This is a genomic window from Hymenobacter cyanobacteriorum (assembly GCF_022631375.1).
In the GTDB taxonomy this organism is placed as follows: domain Bacteria; phylum Bacteroidota; class Bacteroidia; order Cytophagales; family Hymenobacteraceae; genus Hymenobacter; species Hymenobacter cyanobacteriorum.
The window spans coordinates 286,318-305,225 of record NZ_JALBGC010000005.1; the positions used below are offsets into that span (position 1 = coordinate 286,318).

The 18,908-nt window shown below is 60.3% G+C and carries 15 protein-coding genes; 4 read left to right on the plus strand and 11 right to left on the minus strand.

What is annotated here, in order from left to right; all coding sequences use genetic code 11:
- The first annotated feature begins 57 nt into the window (after positions 1–57).
- The 3 genes from MON38_RS19090 (at position 58) to MON38_RS19100 (ending at position 2,582) form a co-directional block, all read left to right on the plus strand.
- Positions 58–1,587, plus strand: a complete 1,530-nt coding sequence (locus tag MON38_RS19090; protein ID WP_241937760.1) for an aldehyde dehydrogenase family protein — start codon at positions 58–60, stop codon at positions 1,585–1,587.
- A 202-nt stretch (positions 1,588–1,789) separates the two neighbouring features.
- Complete coding sequence (locus MON38_RS19095; protein WP_241937761.1) at positions 1,790–2,140, plus strand: hypothetical protein; 351 nt, start codon at positions 1,790–1,792, stop codon at positions 2,138–2,140.
- 46 nt (positions 2,141–2,186) lie between these two features.
- Positions 2,187–2,582 (plus strand): DUF779 domain-containing protein, encoded by a 396-nt coding sequence (locus MON38_RS19100; protein ID WP_241937762.1) that lies wholly within the window; start codon positions 2,187–2,189, stop codon positions 2,580–2,582.
- 91 nt (positions 2,583–2,673) lie between these two features.
- On the opposite strand, the gene MON38_RS19105 is transcribed toward MON38_RS19100, so the two are convergent.
- From MON38_RS19105 to MON38_RS19155, 11 genes are all read right to left on the minus strand, one after another.
- Positions 2,674–3,144 carry a MaoC family dehydratase gene (locus tag MON38_RS19105; RefSeq protein ID WP_241937763.1) on the minus strand — a complete coding sequence of 157 codons (471 nt, stop codon included), beginning with the start codon at positions 3,142–3,144 and terminating at the stop codon, positions 2,674–2,676.
- A 198-nt stretch (positions 3,145–3,342) separates the two neighbouring features.
- Positions 3,343–4,110, minus strand: a complete 768-nt coding sequence (locus MON38_RS19110) for a DUF4197 domain-containing protein (RefSeq protein ID WP_241937764.1) — start codon at positions 4,108–4,110, stop codon at positions 3,343–3,345.
- A gap of 135 nt (positions 4,111–4,245) precedes the next feature.
- Positions 4,246–4,989, minus strand: coding sequence for an SDR family NAD(P)-dependent oxidoreductase (locus MON38_RS19115; protein ID WP_241937765.1), 744 nt, complete (start codon positions 4,987–4,989; stop codon positions 4,246–4,248).
- A 142-nt stretch (positions 4,990–5,131) separates the two neighbouring features.
- Positions 5,132–6,451 (minus strand): family 1 glycosylhydrolase, encoded by a 1,320-nt coding sequence (locus tag MON38_RS19120; protein WP_241937766.1) that lies wholly within the window; start codon positions 6,449–6,451, stop codon positions 5,132–5,134.
- Between the two features lie 141 nt (positions 6,452–6,592).
- Positions 6,593–7,033, minus strand: a complete 441-nt coding sequence (locus MON38_RS19125) for a hypothetical protein (protein ID WP_241937767.1) — start codon at positions 7,031–7,033, stop codon at positions 6,593–6,595.
- Between the two features lie 209 nt (positions 7,034–7,242).
- Positions 7,243–7,848 (minus strand): 2,3-bisphosphoglycerate-dependent phosphoglycerate mutase, encoded by a 606-nt coding sequence (locus MON38_RS19130; protein WP_241937768.1) that lies wholly within the window; start codon positions 7,846–7,848, stop codon positions 7,243–7,245.
- 77 nt (positions 7,849–7,925) lie between these two features.
- Complete coding sequence (pbpC, locus tag MON38_RS19135; protein ID WP_241937769.1) at positions 7,926–10,235, minus strand: penicillin-binding protein 1C; 2,310 nt, start codon at positions 10,233–10,235, stop codon at positions 7,926–7,928.
- Between the two features lie 58 nt (positions 10,236–10,293).
- Positions 10,294–10,839, minus strand: a complete 546-nt coding sequence (locus MON38_RS19140) for a transposase (protein WP_241937770.1) — start codon at positions 10,837–10,839, stop codon at positions 10,294–10,296.
- 140 nt (positions 10,840–10,979) lie between these two features.
- Complete coding sequence (locus MON38_RS19145; RefSeq protein WP_241937771.1) at positions 10,980–16,592, minus strand: alpha-2-macroglobulin family protein; 5,613 nt, start codon at positions 16,590–16,592, stop codon at positions 10,980–10,982.
- Positions 16,593–16,692: 100 nt separating this feature from the next.
- Positions 16,693–17,280, minus strand: a complete 588-nt coding sequence (locus tag MON38_RS19150) for a DUF4269 domain-containing protein (protein ID WP_241937772.1) — start codon at positions 17,278–17,280, stop codon at positions 16,693–16,695.
- 113 nt (positions 17,281–17,393) lie between these two features.
- A complete protein-coding gene (locus tag MON38_RS19155; RefSeq protein ID WP_241937773.1) occupies positions 17,394–18,089 on the minus strand; it encodes an HAD family hydrolase in 696 nt (231 codons plus the stop codon).
- Between the two features lie 151 nt (positions 18,090–18,240).
- On the opposite strand from MON38_RS19155, the gene MON38_RS19160 reads away from it, so the two are divergent.
- Positions 18,241–18,867 (plus strand): chloramphenicol acetyltransferase, encoded by a 627-nt coding sequence (locus MON38_RS19160; RefSeq protein ID WP_241937774.1) that lies wholly within the window; start codon positions 18,241–18,243, stop codon positions 18,865–18,867.
- Positions 18,868–18,908 lie beyond the last annotated feature (41 nt).

Genomic DNA, 18,908 nt, shown 5'->3' on the forward strand with positions numbered 1-18,908 from the left:
GGAATCGGGGACCTTTACAGCATCTTTCGTTCACCTAATTCCCATCCTCACAAAGCCATGGCTGAAACCCTCGAAGAAACCACCACTGTGGTGGCCCGCCCCCAGTTCAAATCGCACTACGACAATTTCATCGGCGGCAAATGGGTCGCGCCCGTGAAGGGCCAATACTTTGAAAACCCGTCGCCCATCGACGGCAAAGTTTTCACCAAAGTAGCCCGCAGCACCAAGGAAGACATTGATTTAGCCCTCGACGCCGCCCACGAAGCCTTCAAAACCTGGGGCAAAACCTCGGCCACCGAGCGCAGCAACATCCTCAACAAAATTGCCAACCGCATCGAGGAAAACCTCGCCCACCTCGCCGCCGTGGAATGCGTCGAGAACGGCAAGGCCATCCGCGAAACTACCTACGCCGACATGCCGCTGGTCATCGACCACTTCCGGTATTTCGCCAGCGTGATTCGGGCCGAAGAAGGCAGCGCCACCGAGCTGAATGCTACCACGCTGTCGCTCAATATTCAGGAGCCGCTGGGCGTCATCGGCCAGATTATTCCCTGGAATTTCCCGCTGCTGATGGCCACCTGGAAGCTGGCCCCAGCCATTGCCGCCGGCTGCACCGTGGTGATGAAGCCCGCTGAGCAAACCCCCGCCAGCATCATGGTGCTCATGGAACTGATTCAGGACCTGGTGCCGCCCGGGGTTATCAACGTGGTGAACGGCTTCGGCCTCGAAGCCGGCAAACCGCTGGCCTCGTCGCCGCGCATCCAAAAGGCCTCCTTCACGGGCGAGACGACCACCGGCCGCCTTATCATGCAGTACGCTTCGGAAAACCTGATTCCGGTGACGATGGAGCTGGGCGGCAAGTCGCCCAACGTCTTCTTTAAATCGGTGATGGATGCCGACGACGACTTCCTCGACAAAGCTATTGAAGGTGCGGTGATGTTCGCGCTGAACCAGGGCGAAATCTGCACCTGTCCCTCGCGCATGTTGGTGCACGAAGATATTTACGACGATTTCATTGCCCGCGTGATTGAGCGCGTGAAAGCCATCAAGCTCGGCAACCCACTTGATATGAATACGATGATGGGCGCGCAGGCCAGCAACGACCAGTTCGAAAAAATCCTGAGCTACCTCGAAATCGGCAAGGCCGAAGGGGCCGAGGTGCTGACCGGCGGCGAGGCCTACTCGCAGGCCGACGGTGCGCTGGCCGAGGGCTACTACATTCAGCCCACCATGTTCCGGGGGCACAACAAGATGCGGATTTTCCAGGAGGAAATTTTCGGCCCGGTGGTGTCCGTCACCACCTTCAAAACGATGGAAGAAGCCATCGAAATTGCCAACGACACGCTCTACGGGCTCGGAGCCGGCGTGTGGACGCGCGACGCGCACGAGCTGTACGAGGTGCCCCGCGCCATCCAGGCCGGCCGCGTGTGGGTGAACTGCTACCACGACTATCCCGCCGGCGCACCCTTCGGCGGCTACAAAGCCTCGGGTTTCGGCCGTGAAAACCACAAGATGATGCTCTCGCATTATCGCCAGAACAAGAACATGCTCATCAGCTACAGCCAGCAGAAACTGGGCTTCTTCTAGGCCCTGAACCAGCGCCTGCTGAAAAAACAGGACGTCATGCTGAGCGAAGCCGAAGCATCTCTACCGCCGCAGTAAGCCGTTTCGTTGGTTTAAGCCGCTCGATATAGATGCTTTGGTGAGTTTGGCATGACATTCTAATTTAAGTCGATAAGCATCCTTTTGGTGGCTGCCGCGTCATACACAAAACCATTACGTTCGTTGTATGAAAAGCCAGTTGCTACTCATCGTATTAGGGTGTGGAATGTCGGTTGCGCATGCCCAGCTCTTACCCGTGCCCGGCGCCAAAAACCCGGATTGGAACAAGGAGAAAGCCGAAGCGCAGCCGGAAGCCACGCCTTTCGGCGAAGCGCCGCAAGTCGACCCCATGCCCAACGCCGTGCAAAACAGCATCGCCAGCACCGGGAATCACCATTACTACTGGGATGCAAGCCGCCAGCTGGCCTACCAGTGGCGCAGTCGCCCCGGCTCGGGCACCGTTGCGCCGGATAAGCAAGTGCAAGTGCGCGAAGACCGTACGGGCATCGTATACACCTTTCGCCGTAAGCGGCAATAATTACCTGACCGAAACGCTTTCAGCTCATTCCTGCTAAATCCTGCCCATGCCCACGCCCCGCGTCCTCGTTACTACCGCCGCCGAAGCCACCATCGACCTGCTCCGCGATGAGCACGGCCCGCTTATGTTTCATCAGAGTGGCGGGTGCTGCGACGGCTCCTCGCCCATGTGCTTTGCCAAGGGCGAGTTTCGGGTGGGCGGCAACGACGTGTGGCTGGGCCGCATCTACGGCTGCGACTTTTTTATGAGCGCCAGCCAGTTCGAATACTGGAAACACACCCAACTCACCGTCGATGTAGTGAAGGGCCGAGGCGCGAGCTTCTCGCTGGAAATCCCGCTCGGCGTGCGGTTTCTCATTCGCTCGCGACTATTTACTGAGGACGAGGAAAAGGACATGGAGCCGGTGTATGCCGGCGATGAATACCCGGAAATGGCGGCGTAGGCTGCCTGCCAGACCAGCAACGTTACCAAAACGGCCGTTACGCAACGCGTGACGGCCGTTTTAATGCAAATGCTTATGGTATGCAGCAGTATTACGCCTCCTGGAAATGATATAAGAACGTTACCACGCCCGTGTAGGCGGGCTTCTTCACGTTCTCAATTTCCAGCGTGACTTCGATGCGGGTTTTGGCGATGCCGCGCAGGTTGGCCACCGACAGCATTTTAGCGCGCAAGCGCACGGCGCTGTTCACCGTCACGGCCTGGTTGAAGCGCAGATTTTCGATTTCGTAGTTCACCTGCATTTTCAGGTTCTCGATGGCCACAATTTGCTGCCAGAGGTAGGGCAGCAGCGACACCGTGAGGTAGCCGTGCGCGATGGTGGCCTTGAACGGCGACTCGGTTTCGGCCCGCGCGGCGTCGGTATGAATCCACTGAAAATCGAGCGTAGCGGCGGCAAACTGGTCGATTTGGGCCTGCGTGATGGTGTGGTAGCCGGACACGCCCAGCTCCTGGCCGGTGTGCGCTTCGAGTTCGGCAAGGCTGCCAATGGTGAGAGTGGGCATAAAAAAAGTGGCGTACGATTGCGGATAAAGGGCCGCAAACATACGCCACTTTTTAGGTCGGCCCAGTTAGTAAAAGAACGTCATGCTGAGCTTGCCGAAGCATCTCTACTGAGGAAGTAATTTATTTACTCTTGCGGTAGAGATGCTTCGGCAAGCTCAGCATGACGTTCCTTTGTTGCTCGTTGTAGCCTTCCTCACTTAGCTCCGGCCGCCAAACACGCGGCGCAACAACTCGGTGGTGCGGGCCACGGGGTTTTCGCGGATGTTGGCCTCTTCCTGCGCGATGAGGGTGAACAGGCCATCAACGGCTTTGCCGGTGGCGTACTGGTTCAGGTCGGGCTGCACTTTTTGCACCAGCGGCAGCTGGTTGTAGGTACCGGCCAGCTGAGTGTAGTAGCGCGTGGCGCCCACTTGGTCGAGGCTTTTCTGCATGATGGGGGAGAAGGCGGCTACCAGCTGGGTCGAAGTTGTACGCTTCAGAAACTGCGTGGCGGCGTCCTTCTGGCCGGTCAGAATGTTCCAGACGTCCGAAAACGTGAGGCTTTTGATGGCCGAGATGAAAATGGGCTTGGCGCTTTTGGCGGCATCTTCGGCGCCGCGGTTCAGGCTCAGCTCGAACTTATCGACCTGGCTGCCCAAGCCAATGCTGCGCAACGTAGTGGCCACGCGCTGGGCATCGGGCGGAAAGGGAATGCGGATGAGCCGGTTGAGGTAGAAGCCATCGGTTTGCGAAGCCTGGTCGGCTCCTTTGCCGATGCCTTGTAACAGCGCTTCCTTGAGGCCGCTGGCGGCTTCGGAGTTGCTGAGGTTGCCCACGCGGGTGCCGCTGGAAGTGCTGCCGGTGCTGCTGCCGGGAAGCGTGATGCCACCGGGCAGTTTGATGCCGCCCAGGTTAGGCAAGCGAATCTGGGCCGAGGCCGACAACGTGGTGGCGAGCAGCAGGGCGGCGAGGGCAAGTTTTTTCATGGCGCGAGGGAATCAGGAGTTGTTGGCCGTATTACAAGCGCCGTGCCGGATTATCGGAGTTAAAAGTTAGGAGTTAAAAGTGAAGAGCTCGAACATAAAACGGCTTTAATTCTTCCCTTTTAACTCTTCACTCAGCTATAGCCGGTCGAGCCGGCCACCGTCGATGCGTACTTCGGCGCCCTGCACGAAAGCGGCATCATCCGAGGCCAGGTAGGCGATGATGGCGGCCACGTCTTCGGGCTTGCCCACGTCGGCTTTGTCAATGACTTCGACGCCGGATTTTACGTTCGGGTTGTCCCAGAGCATGGGCGTATCGATGGCGCCGGGCAGGATGACGTTGGTGCGGATGCCCTTGGGTTTGCCTTCGAGCGACGACGAGCGGGTGAGCGAAAGCATGGCCGCCTTCGCCGCCGCGTAAGGCGCCACCAGCGGACTGGTTTCGACAGCGTGCACGCTGGCCACGTTCACGATGCTGCCGCCGGGTTTCATGTGCAGAAACGCTTGCTTGGTGAAGTAGAAAGCCCCCAGCAAATCCACGTTCAGAATGCGCAGCCAGTCGTCGCCGGTCAGCTCCTCCAGGGCTTTGAATTGCATGAGGCCGGCGTTATTCACCACCACATCGAGCCGGCCGAACCGTTCCAGTGTGGCACCAACCGTCGCGGCCACCTGCGTTTCGACCGACACGTTGCAGAGGCTGGCCAGTACGTCGGGCGCGCCGGCGGCCCGCACTTCGGGCACGGCCGCATCAAGGTTGGCTTGGTTATAATCGGCCAGCACTACGCGGGCGCCTTCGGCAGCGAAGCGTTTGGCGGCGGCCAGACCGATGCCGCTGGCCCCGCCGGTAATGAGAACGACTTTATCCTGGAAGCGAAGTGGCATGGGGACGGAAGAATGGGGGGGGGAGAAAGGAATTCATTGAAAACGTCTGTCATCCTGAGCGGAGCGAAGGACCTTATCACGCTCGAATAAATTGTTCAAACCTGATAAGGTCCTTCGCTCCGCTCAGGATGACAACGTGGAATCAGGCCGCATCAACCGTCGAGGAATTAGCCTGGGCGGTTGAGGTGTCGGCGCTGGCGGCTTTCACGTCGGCTTTTTGCTCTTTGGCCCAGGCTTCGTTGCTTTCCCGAGGCATCACGATGGGAACTTGCAGGCACACGCTCTGGGCGGGCAGCACCTGGCTCCAGTCGGCGATGAGCTGCTTGTAGGCCTGGCCTACGGGGCGAATGTTGCGGTCGAGGTCGTAGAGGCCCACGGGGTTCATGCGGCCGTTGTTTTCGCGCAGGGCGCTGTCCCAGTCCACCTGGTCGGTGAGGGAATACCAGGTGAAGCCCACCATGGGCACGCCGTCGTTGCGCACGCGCAGCACGTTGGCCCACTCTTTCCAGAGCCAGTTCACGGCCTCGTCGCCGTTGGGGCCCTGCCAGATGTTGGTTTCGGTGTGCATCACGGGCAGGCGGTAGCGGTCGTGGTACTGCGTGGTGATGACGTGGTAGCCAAATACTTCGCCCGAGGCCGAGGTGCTGCCGTCGGCGCGCACGCGGTGCTCGTTGGTATAGTAGTAGTCGTTGCCCATGATGCAATGCCGCTTCATCTTGGTGCTCAGGAAGAAGTGGTACTCCTCGCGGGTCATGCCGTTGTCCATCAGGAATTCGTACATGCTGGAGTTCACGCGGCGGCCGTAGTTGAGGTCGAGCGACAGGAACCGCTCGGAGTTCATGGTTTCGGCCGGGCCGATGGCGGCCGGGTTTTCGGCGTGGAAATATTCCGACGACTCACTCTGAATGAAAATGGCATCGGGCCGCACTTCCAGAATGGCGGCCATGGCCAGCACGTTGGCCTTCACAATGTATTTGAGGGCGTTGACAAACGACCGGTCGTCGCTCAGTTGTTCGTTCCACCAGCCGTAGCGGGCCGAAAACACGGCGCAGATGTACATCTCGTTCACCGGGGTGTAGAGCTGCACCCACGGAAACCGCTGCGCAAACGCCTTGGCATACTGCGCAAACAGCACCGGAAAATCAGGGTTCTGAAAGTTGCCAATCCAGTCGGGCACGCCGAAGTGGCACAGGTCGACGATGGGCGCGATGTTGCGGCGCAGCAAATCCTGAAACGTGACGTCGGCAAAGCTCCAGTCGTACTTGCCCGGCCCCAGAAACGTGGTGTGAATGGGCGGCCCGTAGCGCAAAAACTTAATGCCCATCTCATCCACCAAATCAAAGTCCTTCTGCCAGAGCTGGTAGTGGTTGCATTTTTCCAGCTCATCTACCCGGTGCCGGCCGTTCTGGATGGTGGGGTTGCTGTTTTCGATACCGGTGGCAAAAAGGAACTGAGGACCCATAAGTGGAAATGCGAAACAACAGCCGCCCGCGCAGCGCGCAGCCGCTGATGCGGTGTGATTGAAGAATGGAAAACAAAGCCGGCATTGCAGCCAAGCCGAAAACGCAGCCGCAGCCCCGGCCCGACTGGGGACCGGAAAAGGCTATTTCAGGTAATACGCACGAACGAGGCGCATGGCCTCTTTCGCATCGGCCGCGCACTCGCGGCAAAACGTGCCGATGCCATTAATCGGGCCTTCGTATTCCCAGGCAAAGCGTTTCGGCACCGAGGTTTTCGCGTCGCTCACGCGCAGGGTTTCGCCGTTTGGCACCACCGTCAGCAAGTGGCCATTCGAAAATTGCACCCTGAAACCCGCCGCCACCGGCCCGGCGTAGCGCAGCTTCACCTCCCGGCGCGCCTTGCCATAGCGGTAGTAGATGTCCGTCCGCTGGCCATTGGCCGTCCAGAAGCTGAACTGCTCGTAGGCTGCGGTGCCGGGCTGGCCGTGGGCAAAAACGGCCACTTTGGATTGCGCTGCAGCCATTTTGCCGCCGAGCAGCAGCGGCAGGAGTAGCAGCAGGGGTTTTACGGGGTGAAGTCCCATAGCAGAAAGGGGTTCGGAGTTCGCGTAAGCAAAAAGCGCCAATGGCTCTGCTTAAACGGCAAAAAGCCTCGCAGGATGTTACACCTGCCTTGCTAAGGCTCTGCCGGCGTCCCGGAAGGGAGCTGGTTGGCTTGTGCAGGAATGCGCTAAATGATGCTTGTGGCGCGATTGAGCGCGAAAATTCCGGGCTCCCGCCAGCGCAGAAGCGGCTACAGATTCTGCGACTCCACCAGCTGCATATTGGCGCCGAACCGGTACACATGTACGCCGCCCGTCACGATTTCCAGCGACTCGACCTGCACCGGCGTGAGCTGCTCCAGGTACATGCGCAGCGCCCGCAACGTGTTGCCGTGCGCCACGAGGAGAATATCGCGCCCTGCCCGCAGCTGCGGCACAATTTCCGCGTCGTAGAATTTCACCACGCGGGCCTGGGTTTGCTGCAGGCTTTCGCCGCCGGGCGGAGCCACAGCGTAGCTGCGCCGCCAGATATCAATCTGGGCCTGGCCGTATTTTAAGGCGGTTTCGGCCTTGTTCAGGCCTTGCAGGTCGCCGTACATGCGCTCGCGCAGGGCCGCCACGTGGTGCACCGGAATAGTAGCCCAGGCAGGCCGCGACACAATCAGGTCGAGCGTGCGCTCCGACCGCAGCAGGTCGGAGCTATACGCGGCATCGAAGTGAAACCCGCGCAGCTTTTCGGCCGCCACCAGGGCTTCCTCTTCGCCTTTCGGGCTCAGGGCCACGTTGAGCCAGCCCGTGAATACATTAGCCAGATTGGCTGTCGATTCGCCGTGCCGGACGAGCACCAGAAGGGCCATACGCTTGTAGAGAATAATGAACGCGCAAAATCGGCCCCGCTTCTGAAGCGCGCATGAACCGATGGCTTGGCCGCCGGCTACAGTTCCTGTACCTGCAGTTGAATATCGACGTTGCGGCCGTGGTCGTCGGCGCACGAAATCTTCACTGCGCCGCTGGGCGGCCGGAAGAACACCCGCTCGGTAGCCGAGGCGGCGCGCAGAAACCGGTCGTTCACATACCAGAACACCTGGCGCACCTCACTGCCGGCCGCACAGCTCAGCAGCATCTGCTGCTTGTCCTTGCGGTCAAGCACGTATTCGGCGTGGTCGAGCGGAGAGGTAATAGCCAGGGCTGCGCCCGCGCCCTCTTCGTTGCGCACGAGGCGGCAGGCCGGGTTGTGCGGCGGCAGCCGGCTCGATGGCAGCCCCTGCGCTTCCCGAAACGCCAAAACTTCCGGCAGCGGATTCGGGAATAATTGCCGTTTAAAACCGGCTGCCGGCACGCAGGCACGGCAGTAGCAAATCGTGCCATCGACTGAGACTAGGGCTTCTTTCTGGTGCTCGCAGTGCCGGGCCGAAGACGTGCCGGGCAGGTAGTAGTCGATGAGCTGATTGGAGCAATGCTCGCCGGGCACAAGGCCGGTTTCGGCGCACACGAGGCGGAAATCGAGGGTGGCGGGCGGCACGGCCCAGCGGTTGGGCGAGTTGTAAGCGAGGGTATTGAACAGGTCGAAGAGTAGGGGCGAAGCCACGTCGGCCCCCGTTAGCGCCGGGCTGCCCTGGCCGCTGAAATTGCCGACCCACACGCCGATGGTATAGTCTTGGTTGTAGCCAATGCTCCAGGCGTCGCGGCGGCCGTAGCTGGTGCCGGTTTTCCAAGCAATTTTGGGTAGGTGGCGGCTGTTCTGGTAGCCCATCGGCAGGTCGGGCCGGGTGCGCTGGGCGAGGATGTCGGTGATGAGAAAGGCGGCGGCGGGGGAGAAGAGAAGTGTTGAGTGTTGATTTCTAAGGGCTAAGGTTTTTTTCTCGATTGATGTAATAGTGCGCAGTTGCTGATAAGCTCCGCCATCAGCTAGTGAAGCGTATAGCCCCGTCAGTTCCTCTAATGTCGCTCCGCAACCACCCAGAATCGTGCTCAAACCCAGGCGCGGCGCGGCTTTCGCCACGCTTTTAAAACCGGCTTCGCGCAGCTTATCGGTGAAAACCGGCACGCCCACATCAGCCAGCACGCGCACCGCAGGGATGTTGAGCGAATAGGTCAGCGCCCGCTCCACGGTCACTTCACCGGCGCAGCTTTTGTCAAAATTCTCGGGCCTAAAGCCGCTGAAATTGGTGGGCACGTCGGGCAGCTTCAGCTTCGGCGTCACGATTCCCTTATCCACCGCCAGCGCATACAGAAACGGTTTCAGGGTGCTGCCCGGCGAGCGAATGGCGCGCACCCCATCGACCTGCCCATTGCTGGCGGCATCAGCAAAATCGGCGGAGCCTACGTAGGCCTCCACGGCGCGAGTGCGGTTGTTCACGACCAGAACGGCGGCCTGGGTGATGCCCAGCTCGTGCAGGCGGCGTACGTAGTTTTTCGTCAGGTCTTCGGCCTTGGCCTGTGGGTTACGGCATAGTGTAGAATGGATAATGGGCTGGTTGGGGAACTGTGACACCAGCCGGCGCGCCAGATGCGGGGCCAGCGTGGGCGCGGCGTGACGCTGCACATCAAGGGGCTCATTGATGGCGTCTTCAATATCCTGATTCGGAAACAAGTGCTGCTGCTGAAACTGCCGCAGCCAGCGGTTGCGCTCGGCCAGAATCCGGTCGTTGTTCTTGCCCAGCACCAGCACGCGCGGTTGGTTGGGGATGATGGCCAATGTTACAGTCTGAGCCAAGGACAGATAATCTGGCGGCTGCTGGAAATAGAGCAGCGCAGCCGATTTTACGCCTTCGATGTTGCCGCCGTAGGGCACCAGATTCAGGTAGAGTTGCAGAATTTCGGCTTTGCTGTAATGGGCCTCCAGCTGGGTGGCGCGCAGCATTTCCAGTAGTTTATTGCCGAAGGTGCGCTCTTTTGGCTCTAGCAGGCGGGCCACCTGCATGGTGATGGTGCTGGCCCCGGTGGTGCGGCCTTTGCGGAAAATGTTCCGGCCGACAGCCTGTATAATGGCCACCGGATTTACGCCGAAATGGTAGCGGAAATACCGGTCTTCCTTGTTAATAATGGCTTGCTGCAACGCGGGCGTTATCTCGGCCAACTCGGTTTTCATGCGCCACTTCTGAGTGGGGTTCAGGAAGGCGTGGAGGACGGTGCCATCGGCGGCCAGCACGATGGGGGAGTAGCGCGGCGCGGGCGGCAGGGGGAACAGGCGGTCAAGCAGAAAGGCGAAGAAGGGCAACGCCAGAATGAGGTAGAGACGCAATATTTTGCGTCTCGTCGTTGAACGATGTCGTTGAACAATCGGCACCGCGCCGCCCGCCTCACCGGAAAAGACTAAGCTCATTCTGCTGTTCAGCCTCCCACCGATTGGGGTTGCCCTGAATGTAGTCGCGAATTTTCTCCAACTCCAGTTCATTGCGGATAATCCGGTCGTAATAGCGCGGTTGCCAATTAAAGTTAATTCCTTGTCGCGTGGCCCAGGCTTTAAAGCCGCGAATAATGGAGGCCAGATTATCGGATTGCGGACCGAAACGGGTTTCTGGTCGTTCCGCATAATCAGCAGTCCGATTGATGAAAAGAATGCCGTGCACGTGGTCAGGCATCACTACAAATGCATCTGGCTCGACGAAAGGGAAATGCTGTGGGATTTCCTGCCAGCAATTCCACGTCCGCACGGCCAGTTCGTTGCCAATTAAATAAGCGTCGGTTAGCGCATCGGTAGCGGGATGAATTTCACCAAAAGAGTGCTCGCGGTTTTTGGTGCAAATGGTGATGAAATAGCCGCCAGCCTGACTGTAGTCATAACCCATTCGGCGTGCGGAGTTGATGCGGTACCGCGCATTGTACAGGCCATTGGTGTCTTTCATGGCGGTGTAGAGACGCAATATTTTGCGTCTCGTCGTTGCTGATGTTGTTTGGTTGTTAGTCCGAACGGCGCGTTACCGTTCGTTCAACGCGAGTCGTTCAGGCGTTATCGTTCAACGACGAGACGCAAAATATTGCGTCTCTACCGTACGCGCACCACGCCAGCCCCATTGTAGCTGTGGTAGTCCGCGTTGTACATCGCATCGGCATTCACCGGACCCAGCTTGAACGTGCCTTTCGACACCGCCCGGCACAGATAATAGAAGTTCTTCGGAGTGCTCGTGGCAGTGGTGAACAGGTTAATCCGGTCATCGCGCACGTCCAAATAATCGGGTGTTGAGGCATCCTTCGCCCAAGCTAACTCACGCAGAGCGCCGATGCGTGGGTTCTCGATTTCCAGGCCAGCCGGCAGCAAATCCGTGATGGCGATATTCTTAATTTCGCCGGCCGCGTCGCCGGCTTCGATAGAAATTCTCACCACCACCAAATCGTTCTGGCGGAAGGTGGGGGTACCGAGCGGGGCGCCGTCGCGGGTGAGGAACTGGCGGCGCACTCTCAGGTAGGAGTCTTCCTCCTTCACCTGGCCGCTGGCCGAGATGCCTTCGGTTTCCCAGAAGTAGTAGAGGCTGCCCTTGCCGGCGGTGCGGATGCTGACGTTGCGGTTGGCCACGTTGCGCAGCGTTAGGTCTTTGCCATCGAATTTGCCGGCGGGTTTACCGTCGATGAACAGGGTGGCGGTGGCGGTGCTTTTGGCGTTCTGGCGGGCTATTTTACCGAGGGCGAGGAGGGCGAAGGCGCTTTCCTGGGTGCTGAGCCAGTAGGCCTGCTTCATCTGGCGGCTGAGCTGGCGGGCGATGCCGGGGATTTGCGGGTTGTTGGGGTCGGTGCTGACGAGGGCGTTGAGGATGAGGCCTTCGTCGCGGATGGGGGAGTAGAACGAGCCGTCGAGGGCGCGCCGGGCGGCTCGCTCGCTGCCGAACTTGGTGGGCAGCAGCTCGCGGAAGGCGCGCTGGTTGCCGAGCAGGCTCTGGGTGCAGGCGAGCAGGAACCGGGAATCTTCGGTGAGCAGGGGGCGGTTGGCGCGGTAGTAGTTCATGGCCACGGGGTCCTGGCGGCCGGCCAGGGCGAGGACGTAGAGCGAATAGGCGATTTCCTTGCTCGCGATGGTGCGCTGGCGGGCGATGTTGCTGACGTCGAAGTATTGATAGGGCTCGGTTTCGCGCTTTTTGAGGCGGAAGGCCAGGTATTTCAGCACCTTGTCGAGGACGGATTTATTCACCGCGAAGCCGGCTTGCTGGGCTTCCTGCAGGAAATGGGCGGCGTAGGCGGTGGCCCACCAGTTGTCGTAGTCGCCGCCCGGCCAGTAGCTAAGGCTGCCGTTGTAGAGTTGCATCGCCTCAATCTTGCGGATGGCTTCCTGCACGTGGTAGTTCGGGTTGTAGCGCTGGGCCTTGGCGGCGGCCCCGGTTTTCTGCTGCAAAGTGGCCGCCAAATCGGCGTAGTAGAGTTGCGGGAAGGCGGCCGACACGGTTTGCTCCAGGCAGCCGTAGGGGTATTGCAGCAGGTAGCGCAAATCCTTGCTGAACTCCGTGAGCGGCGAGCGGCTCACGACAAGCCTACTGCTGAGCGAGGTGGGCAGGAAATCGGTTTTCAGGTTGAGTGGGAGCGTGGCCCCGCCGGCAATCACGCCGCTGCCGGTGCGCTTTTCGAGCGAGGCGGCGGGGCGAATTGGGAGTTCGACGGTTTCGGTATAAAAGAAGCTTGTTTTTTTGCCCTGGTCATCAACTGAAATACCGCTAACAAATTTGCCAATTCCTACACCATGAGCTACCAAATGAGCAGTGACTACTTGCTCTGAATTAGGCGGTATTGTGATTTTTAACATGGCGTGGCCACCAGCATAATTGCGCAAAAAATCACTAGAATGAGTAGGCGCAAGCGGAATAGAAATAGTCAGTCTGTCCTTGATTCCTTCCCACGGCCGATTGTTCAATTCCACATTTTTGGAAATGTCGCCAGCTTTAAATCCAGCGTAACCCGTAATCGGTTTGTTGGTTGTATTGGTTAAAATCATTCTAACAAATGCCGTGTCACCCGGGCTCATAAACCGGGGCAGCGCCGTGGAAATTACCACCGGGTCGGCCACCTTCATCGTGAATTCGGCCGAGCCGAATGCATCGTCTTTGTAGGCCACGGCCATGATGCGGAGCGCCCCGCTGAACTGCGGCACGCGCACCCGGTAGCGCACTTTGCCGTCGCCGTCGGCGGTGAGGACGCCGCTCCATTTCGAGACCAGTTTCACGCGGCGGTTGGGCACGGGGTTGGTGCGGTTGCGCATGTCGGCCGCGTCGCCGCCGCTGCTGCTGGTGCCGAGTTCGGGCAGCAGGAAGGGGTACACGTCGAAGGCCGACACTTCGAGGGCGCGCTTCTGGTAGAAGTAGGCATGCGGGTCGGGCGTCTGGTAGTTTTTGAGCTGGAGAATGCCTTCGTCTACCACGGCCAGGGTGAGCTGGGCGCGGGGCGCGGTGGTGATTTCCACGGTTTGCCAGGTCTGGGAGCGGCTGGCGGCGGGCGCGGCAATGGCCACGGCGAGGCGCGAATCGGCCTTTTCCACGGTCAGGGGCAAGAAGCCGCGGGCCACGGTGAGGGGCAGGCGGTCCTGGGCGGTGTGGGCGCGCACGGCGGTGGCGGTCACGTACACGTTGGGGACGTGCTCGGCTTTGATGGGGATTTTGACCTCGGCCGCCTTGCCGTCGGTGGTCACGTAGAAATGGTCGAGCACGTTGGCCCGCTCCACCGTCACCAGAATGCGGCCGGCGAAGGGCGATTTCAGCAGCAGGTTAGCCGTTTCGCCGGGTTCGTACTTGGGCTTGTCGGCCTCGATGGTCACTTCGCCCTCGTTGTTCACCTCGAAGGAATTGGCCTGGGTATCGCCGTAGCCGTAGGCGTAAAACCGCTGCGTGACGTAGCTGCTGGCGCCCGGCCGGCTCACGCGCACCTCGTATTCGCCCGAGTAGATGGGGGTGAAGCTGAAGCTGGTTTCGGCCCCCACGGCGCGGCTCTGGCTCAAAATCACCTGGTCGCGCTGCTGCGAATTGTACACGTATCGGCCGCCCTGGCGCTCCAGCACGGTTTCCCAGAGCTTGCGCACCACCTTGATGTCGGCCTGCGCCGAGGTCGGTTTGCCGGCTGGCGTGAGGGCCAGCAGCTTCACCGTGAGGGCCTGTTTGGTGCTAATGAGGTCGGGCAGGTTGCCGATGCCGAACATCGTGGCCTGGGTTTGCACGTCGAAGGTGGCGAGGCGGTTCACGGGCCGGCCGGTTTCGTCGAACACCGTGGCGAAGGCCACGCCTTCCAGCGTGCCGAGGTCGTGGAAATCGGGGACGGTGTAGGCGGCGGTGCCGTGGCCGGCGGCGTCGGTGGTGCCTTCGCGCACGGTTTTCTCGAAGCGCGAGGTGAGGGCGCTTTCGCTGGATTCGCCGTCGTCGTTGGTGGTCCGGCGCTTTTCGCCGCTGTTGATGGTGAAGCTGTAGTCAGGAAATTTCGGGGCCGAGAAAACCTTCTGCTTCAGCGAGAATTCGACCTCAAACTTGCGGTCGGCGGCGGGCGGGCCGAAGAGGTTCACGGCCGTGATGCTGGCCGTCACGTCCTGGCCCGGTTTTACGGTTTTGGGCGCGGCCGTCACGGTCACCTTCATGCGGTCGGGAATGAATTCTTCGACGCTGATTTGGCGCGAGGTCAGCAGCACGTCGTTGCCGGTCAGCACCTCCATCGTGTAGAGGCCCGTCATGATGGTGGGCGGCAGAATGAAGCGGCTCTCGAAGCTGCCCGCCGCGCTCAGTTTCTGCTGCAAGCTGCTGTATTCCTTGCCGCTGGGTAGCAGCAGACGGATTTTCATCGGCAGGCCCGAGGGCGGACTTTTCCAGTCCTCGGTGCGGATAACGGTGTTGGTCCGCACCGTATCGCCGGGCCGGTACAGGTTGCGGTCGCCGTACAAAAACGCCTGGTAATGCGCCGCGTTCGACGTCAGCCCGCCCACCTCAAAGCGCGAGGTTTCAACCCGGCTTTTGGTTAAGTCGAGAAAGGAAAAGTCGGCATCTTTCACCGCCGTAATCATGCCCAGCGTGAAGCGCTTCATACTCGCCGCCGAGTCGAACTGCGCCACGCCAGATTTGTCCGTGGTAGTCGTGCCAATCACCTGGTTGTTCGAGCTCACGAGGTTCACCGTCACGCCCGCCAGCGGCTCGGCGGTGCGGATGGAATTGGCGAATACCACCGTGCCGCCTGTCGCGCCCTGCTTCACGATGAGGCCGAGGTCCGTCACAGCCACCAGCTTGCTCACCTGCAGCCACTGGCGCTCGGTATCCTGCACCCGAATGACGTACAGGCCCTTCATCGGACCCTGAAATTCGAGGTCTTTCAGGTTGAGATTGAGCAGGCGCAGGCCGTTTTCCTTAGCCAAGCCATCCACGGAAATAGTGCGCTCTGACAGTACGTTACCGATGTTCTCGGTGTCGTAATACTGGAAGCTGCGGTCGATGTAGTCGCCGTTTTCGTCGGTGTTCGATTCGCGGGGCTCGTCCTCGTCGTATTCGGGGTAGCCGTACTGCTTTTCGCCGCGCATCAGCTGCTGGATATTGTTGGCGTAGACCTTGGCGATGGTCACCTTCACCTTGGCCACTTCGTTGATGCGCAAACCCAGATTCCGGTTCCCCAGCGCGTCCAGGTACATGGCCTTCTCGCTGCTGGTGAAGCTCAAGCTCGGCCGCTCATCGCCAAACGAAACCGCCTGGCTAAACTCCTGATTCAAGCTGCCGCCCAGCGCGCCGCGCGTACCGGCCGCCAGCGAAATCTGGTAGGTTTTGCCCACTTCAAAGCCGCCGCGCAGCGCAAAGCCGCTTTCCAACGCCTCTACCGAAAAGGCCACGGCGGGCTTCACCGTGAGGTTGGGTTGGATGTCGGAGGCATTCACGGGCTGGTTGAGTAGCAGCGTCACCACCGGCTGGCCGTTGAGTAGGGAGCCGGTCAGCTCGCGCACTTCCAGCAGGCTCTGGTCGGGAATTTCGGCCTGGGCGGTGAGGACTTTGTCCGTCGGCTTGGTGCCGGTAGCGGGGCGCAGGCCGGGCGCAATATCAATCTGCACAGGCGAGCCCTGACGCACGTCCTGCATGAACGTCACGGCCACCAGCGCATCCGGCTCGGCGGAGTTTACTTCTACGGCTACGGGCTTGCCGTCCTGCGTCACTTTCAGCCGGGACTTCACATCGGCGGGCCGCACGGGGTAATTGAACACGAGGTTGGCCTTCAATTCCGCCGTGCCCGCCGCCCGCTTGGAGCTGCCGTAGAACACCTGCGGCGCGGCCATATCCAGATACGGCGTGTGGAACTTGGGCCGATTCAGGGCCAGCTTCTGCTTGTCGCTGGGCAGCGTCTCAGGCCGCAGGCTGGCCGAGAAAACGGTGCTGGGCCGGAAGGGCTCCAAGGGCGAAAACGTCAGCTCCCGGTCGCCGGTCCACTTGAACTTGCCGCGGATATTGGGCGAAAACGTGACGTAGCGCGTAGTGTCCCAGCGGTTTTGCTGCGCCTCGTCCACCACCTTTTCATCGAAGGTGAAAACCAGGTTGGAGTACGGGTCGATTTCGTCGCCGTCGGTCTGGGCCGTTTCGGCGGCTTGCTCCTGGGCGGTTTTTTTCGAGCACGAGGCGGCCGCCAGCAGCATCAGCAGCAGGGGCAAAAAGCGGTAACGGGCCAGCATGGGGGAGGGGGGAGTGGAAATGCGCCGGAAGGTAGGCAGAAGCCCGGATTTTATTGCAACGCGAAAAGCACAACGGTATTGGACCGCGCGGCGGGCTGCTTTACCAGTTGCGAATAGTGGAATGCCGGGCCATATATGCTTGCAATTCAGCAATAGATTTCCCCTCCAGCTCTAATAAGGCCGCGTACGGGTTGCCGGGCAATTGCAATAAATTAGCAAACGCGGGCTCCGTCTTCAGGCCCTGCTTTTTCAAGCGGCGCACGGCCCGTCGCCACGCTTCGCCCCCGGCTTCCAGCACGGCAGCCTCCACCAGCAAATGGCGGAAACCATTTTGCTGCGCCGTCGGCAATGCCTGCCCAAATACTTCCACTTCGCGGCCTCGGTAGCGGAAGCTGCTGACGATGGATGGGTAGCCGCTAATGGTGTGCTGCATCAATTTGAAGCCAGTCCGGCGGCCGTAGTGCCGCTGCAGCAGCCCGCCGAAGCGTTGCGTTTCGGCAGGCGCTACTTCGCATAGCACGTCCAAATCACTGCCCGTAATATCAATGCCTAACGGAATGGTGCCGGCCAGCACGGGCTTGAAATCGGCTAGGACGGGCCAGAGGTTTAGCGCTTGCAGCAACGAATAGGCGCGTTGCTGGCGCTGGTTGCCGGTTAATAGATAGCGCAGGTCGGTCCAGTCTGGCATTGTGGAAATAGCAGGTCTAGAATTGTAGAGACGCGACACTTCGCGTCTCGGCGTTGAACGACGCTGTAAGGCAGGTGCGGGCGCCGAGACGCGAAGTGTCGCGTCTCTACAGATTAATGCACCAATTCCAGCACCTCGCGCAGCCGCTCCACCGCCCGAAACTCAACGCCCGCCAGCAGCTCGGCCGGCACGTGCTCGTGAATCCAGTTGGCGTGGTAGGGCACGTGGATGGCCGGGAAACCCAGCTTCGCCACCGGCAGAATATCCGATTTCAGCGAGTTGCCAATCATGACGAAATTCTCCGGTGTGGCGCCGAGGCGGACGAAGAGGCGCCGATAAGTAGGAACGTCCTTTTCGCTCACGATTTCGACGTAGTCGAAAAAGTCGCCGAGGCCGGAGCGGGCAATTTTGCTTTCCTGGTCGAACAGGTCGCCTTTGGTGAGCAGAATGAGCTTGTGGCCGCGCTCTTTCAATTCGGTTAGCACCTCCACCACGTCGGGCAGCGGCTCGATGGCGAAGCGCAGCAAGTCCTTACCCAAATCCAGAATCCGTTGGATTTCCGAGCCCACCACCGCGCCGCCCGAAAGCTGAATGGTCGTCTCAATCATTGAGAGCATGAACGACTTTGCTCCGTAGCCGAACAGCTGCATATTGGCCCGCTGCACATCGTAGAGCCGCGCATTGATGGTGGCGTGGTCGGCATACGGGGCCAGAATCTGGAGCAACTGCGCTTCGACGTGGTCGAAGTGCGGCTGGTTGGGCCAGAGCGTGTCGTCGGCGTCGAAGGCGATGAAGGTTTGCGTGGGCATGGCATTGCAGATGTAGGGGCGGGGCCTGCCCCCGCCCGTCGTTGAATGGTGGCGTCAATTGGCGGCGCGAACGGCGGGCGGGGGCAGGCCCCGCCCCTACGTCAGCCAGATACCTCGCTCAACCCCGCAAAGCTACCGACCTTTGCACGCCATGAAGCACCTGATTGACCTCGAAACCTGGCCGCGCCGCGAGCATTTTGCTTTCTTCTCGGCCTTTGAAGAACCATTCTTCGGCCTCACGGCCAACGTGGACTGCACGGCGGCGCAGGCCGAAGCCAAGCGGCTGGGCGTATCGTTTTTCCTCTACTACCTCTACCACGCCCTGGAGGCCGCCAACGAAGTCGAAGCCTTCCGCTACCGCGTCGAAAACGGCCAGGTCTACCTGTACGACCGCATTCACGCCTCCGCCACCCTCGGCCGGCCCGACCACACGTTCGCCTTCTCCTTCATCGAGCAAAACGACACGCTGCCCGGCTTCATTGCCGCGGCCGAGACCGAAATTGCGGCCGTGCAGGCCAGCACCGGCCTGCGCCTGAGTGACACTACCGGCCGGCCCGATACCGTGCACTGCTCGGCCCTGCCGTGGGTGCGCTTCACCAGCCTCTCGCACGCCCGCAGCTTCTCGCACCCCGACAGCTGCCCCAAAATATCTTTCGGCCAGGTTTTTTCGGAAGGCAACAGGCTGCAAATGCCCGTGTCGGTGCACCTGCACCATGGGCTGGGTGATGGCTACCACGTCGGTTTGTTCCTGGCCGCATTTCAGCGCCGGCTGGGGTAGAGACGCAATATTTTGCGTCTCTTCGTTGAACGACTACGTTC

Coding starts and splice junctions, on each gene's coding strand:
- MON38_RS19105 (WP_241937763.1), bottom strand. CDS start 3,144: ATGCCCACTCTCACCATTGGCAGCCTTGCCGAACTCGAAGCGCACACC.
- MON38_RS19090 (WP_241937760.1), top strand. CDS start 58: ATGGCTGAAACCCTCGAAGAAACCACCACTGTGGTGGCCCGCCCCCAG.
- MON38_RS19145 (WP_241937771.1), bottom strand. CDS start 16,592: ATGCTGGCCCGTTACCGCTTTTTGCCCCTGCTGCTGATGCTGCTGGCG.
- MON38_RS19095 (WP_241937761.1), top strand. CDS start 1,790: ATGAAAAGCCAGTTGCTACTCATCGTATTAGGGTGTGGAATGTCGGTT.
- MON38_RS19110 (WP_241937764.1), bottom strand. CDS start 4,110: ATGAAAAAACTTGCCCTCGCCGCCCTGCTGCTCGCCACCACGTTGTCG.
- MON38_RS19140 (WP_241937770.1), bottom strand. CDS start 10,839: ATGAAAGACACCAATGGCCTGTACAATGCGCGGTACCGCATCAACTCC.
- MON38_RS19115 (WP_241937765.1), bottom strand. CDS start 4,989: ATGCCACTTCGCTTCCAGGATAAAGTCGTTCTCATTACCGGCGGGGCC.
- MON38_RS19100 (WP_241937762.1), top strand. CDS start 2,187: ATGCCCACGCCCCGCGTCCTCGTTACTACCGCCGCCGAAGCCACCATC.
- MON38_RS19120 (WP_241937766.1), bottom strand. CDS start 6,451: ATGGGTCCTCAGTTCCTTTTTGCCACCGGTATCGAAAACAGCAACCCC.
- MON38_RS19150 (WP_241937772.1), bottom strand. CDS start 17,280: ATGCCAGACTGGACCGACCTGCGCTATCTATTAACCGGCAACCAGCGC.
- MON38_RS19125 (WP_241937767.1), bottom strand. CDS start 7,033: ATGGGACTTCACCCCGTAAAACCCCTGCTGCTACTCCTGCCGCTGCTG.
- MON38_RS19155 (WP_241937773.1), bottom strand. CDS start 18,089: ATGCCCACGCAAACCTTCATCGCCTTCGACGCCGACGACACGCTCTGG.
- MON38_RS19130 (WP_241937768.1), bottom strand. CDS start 7,848: ATGGCCCTTCTGGTGCTCGTCCGGCACGGCGAATCGACAGCCAATCTG.
- MON38_RS19160 (WP_241937774.1), top strand. CDS start 18,241: ATGAAGCACCTGATTGACCTCGAAACCTGGCCGCGCCGCGAGCATTTT.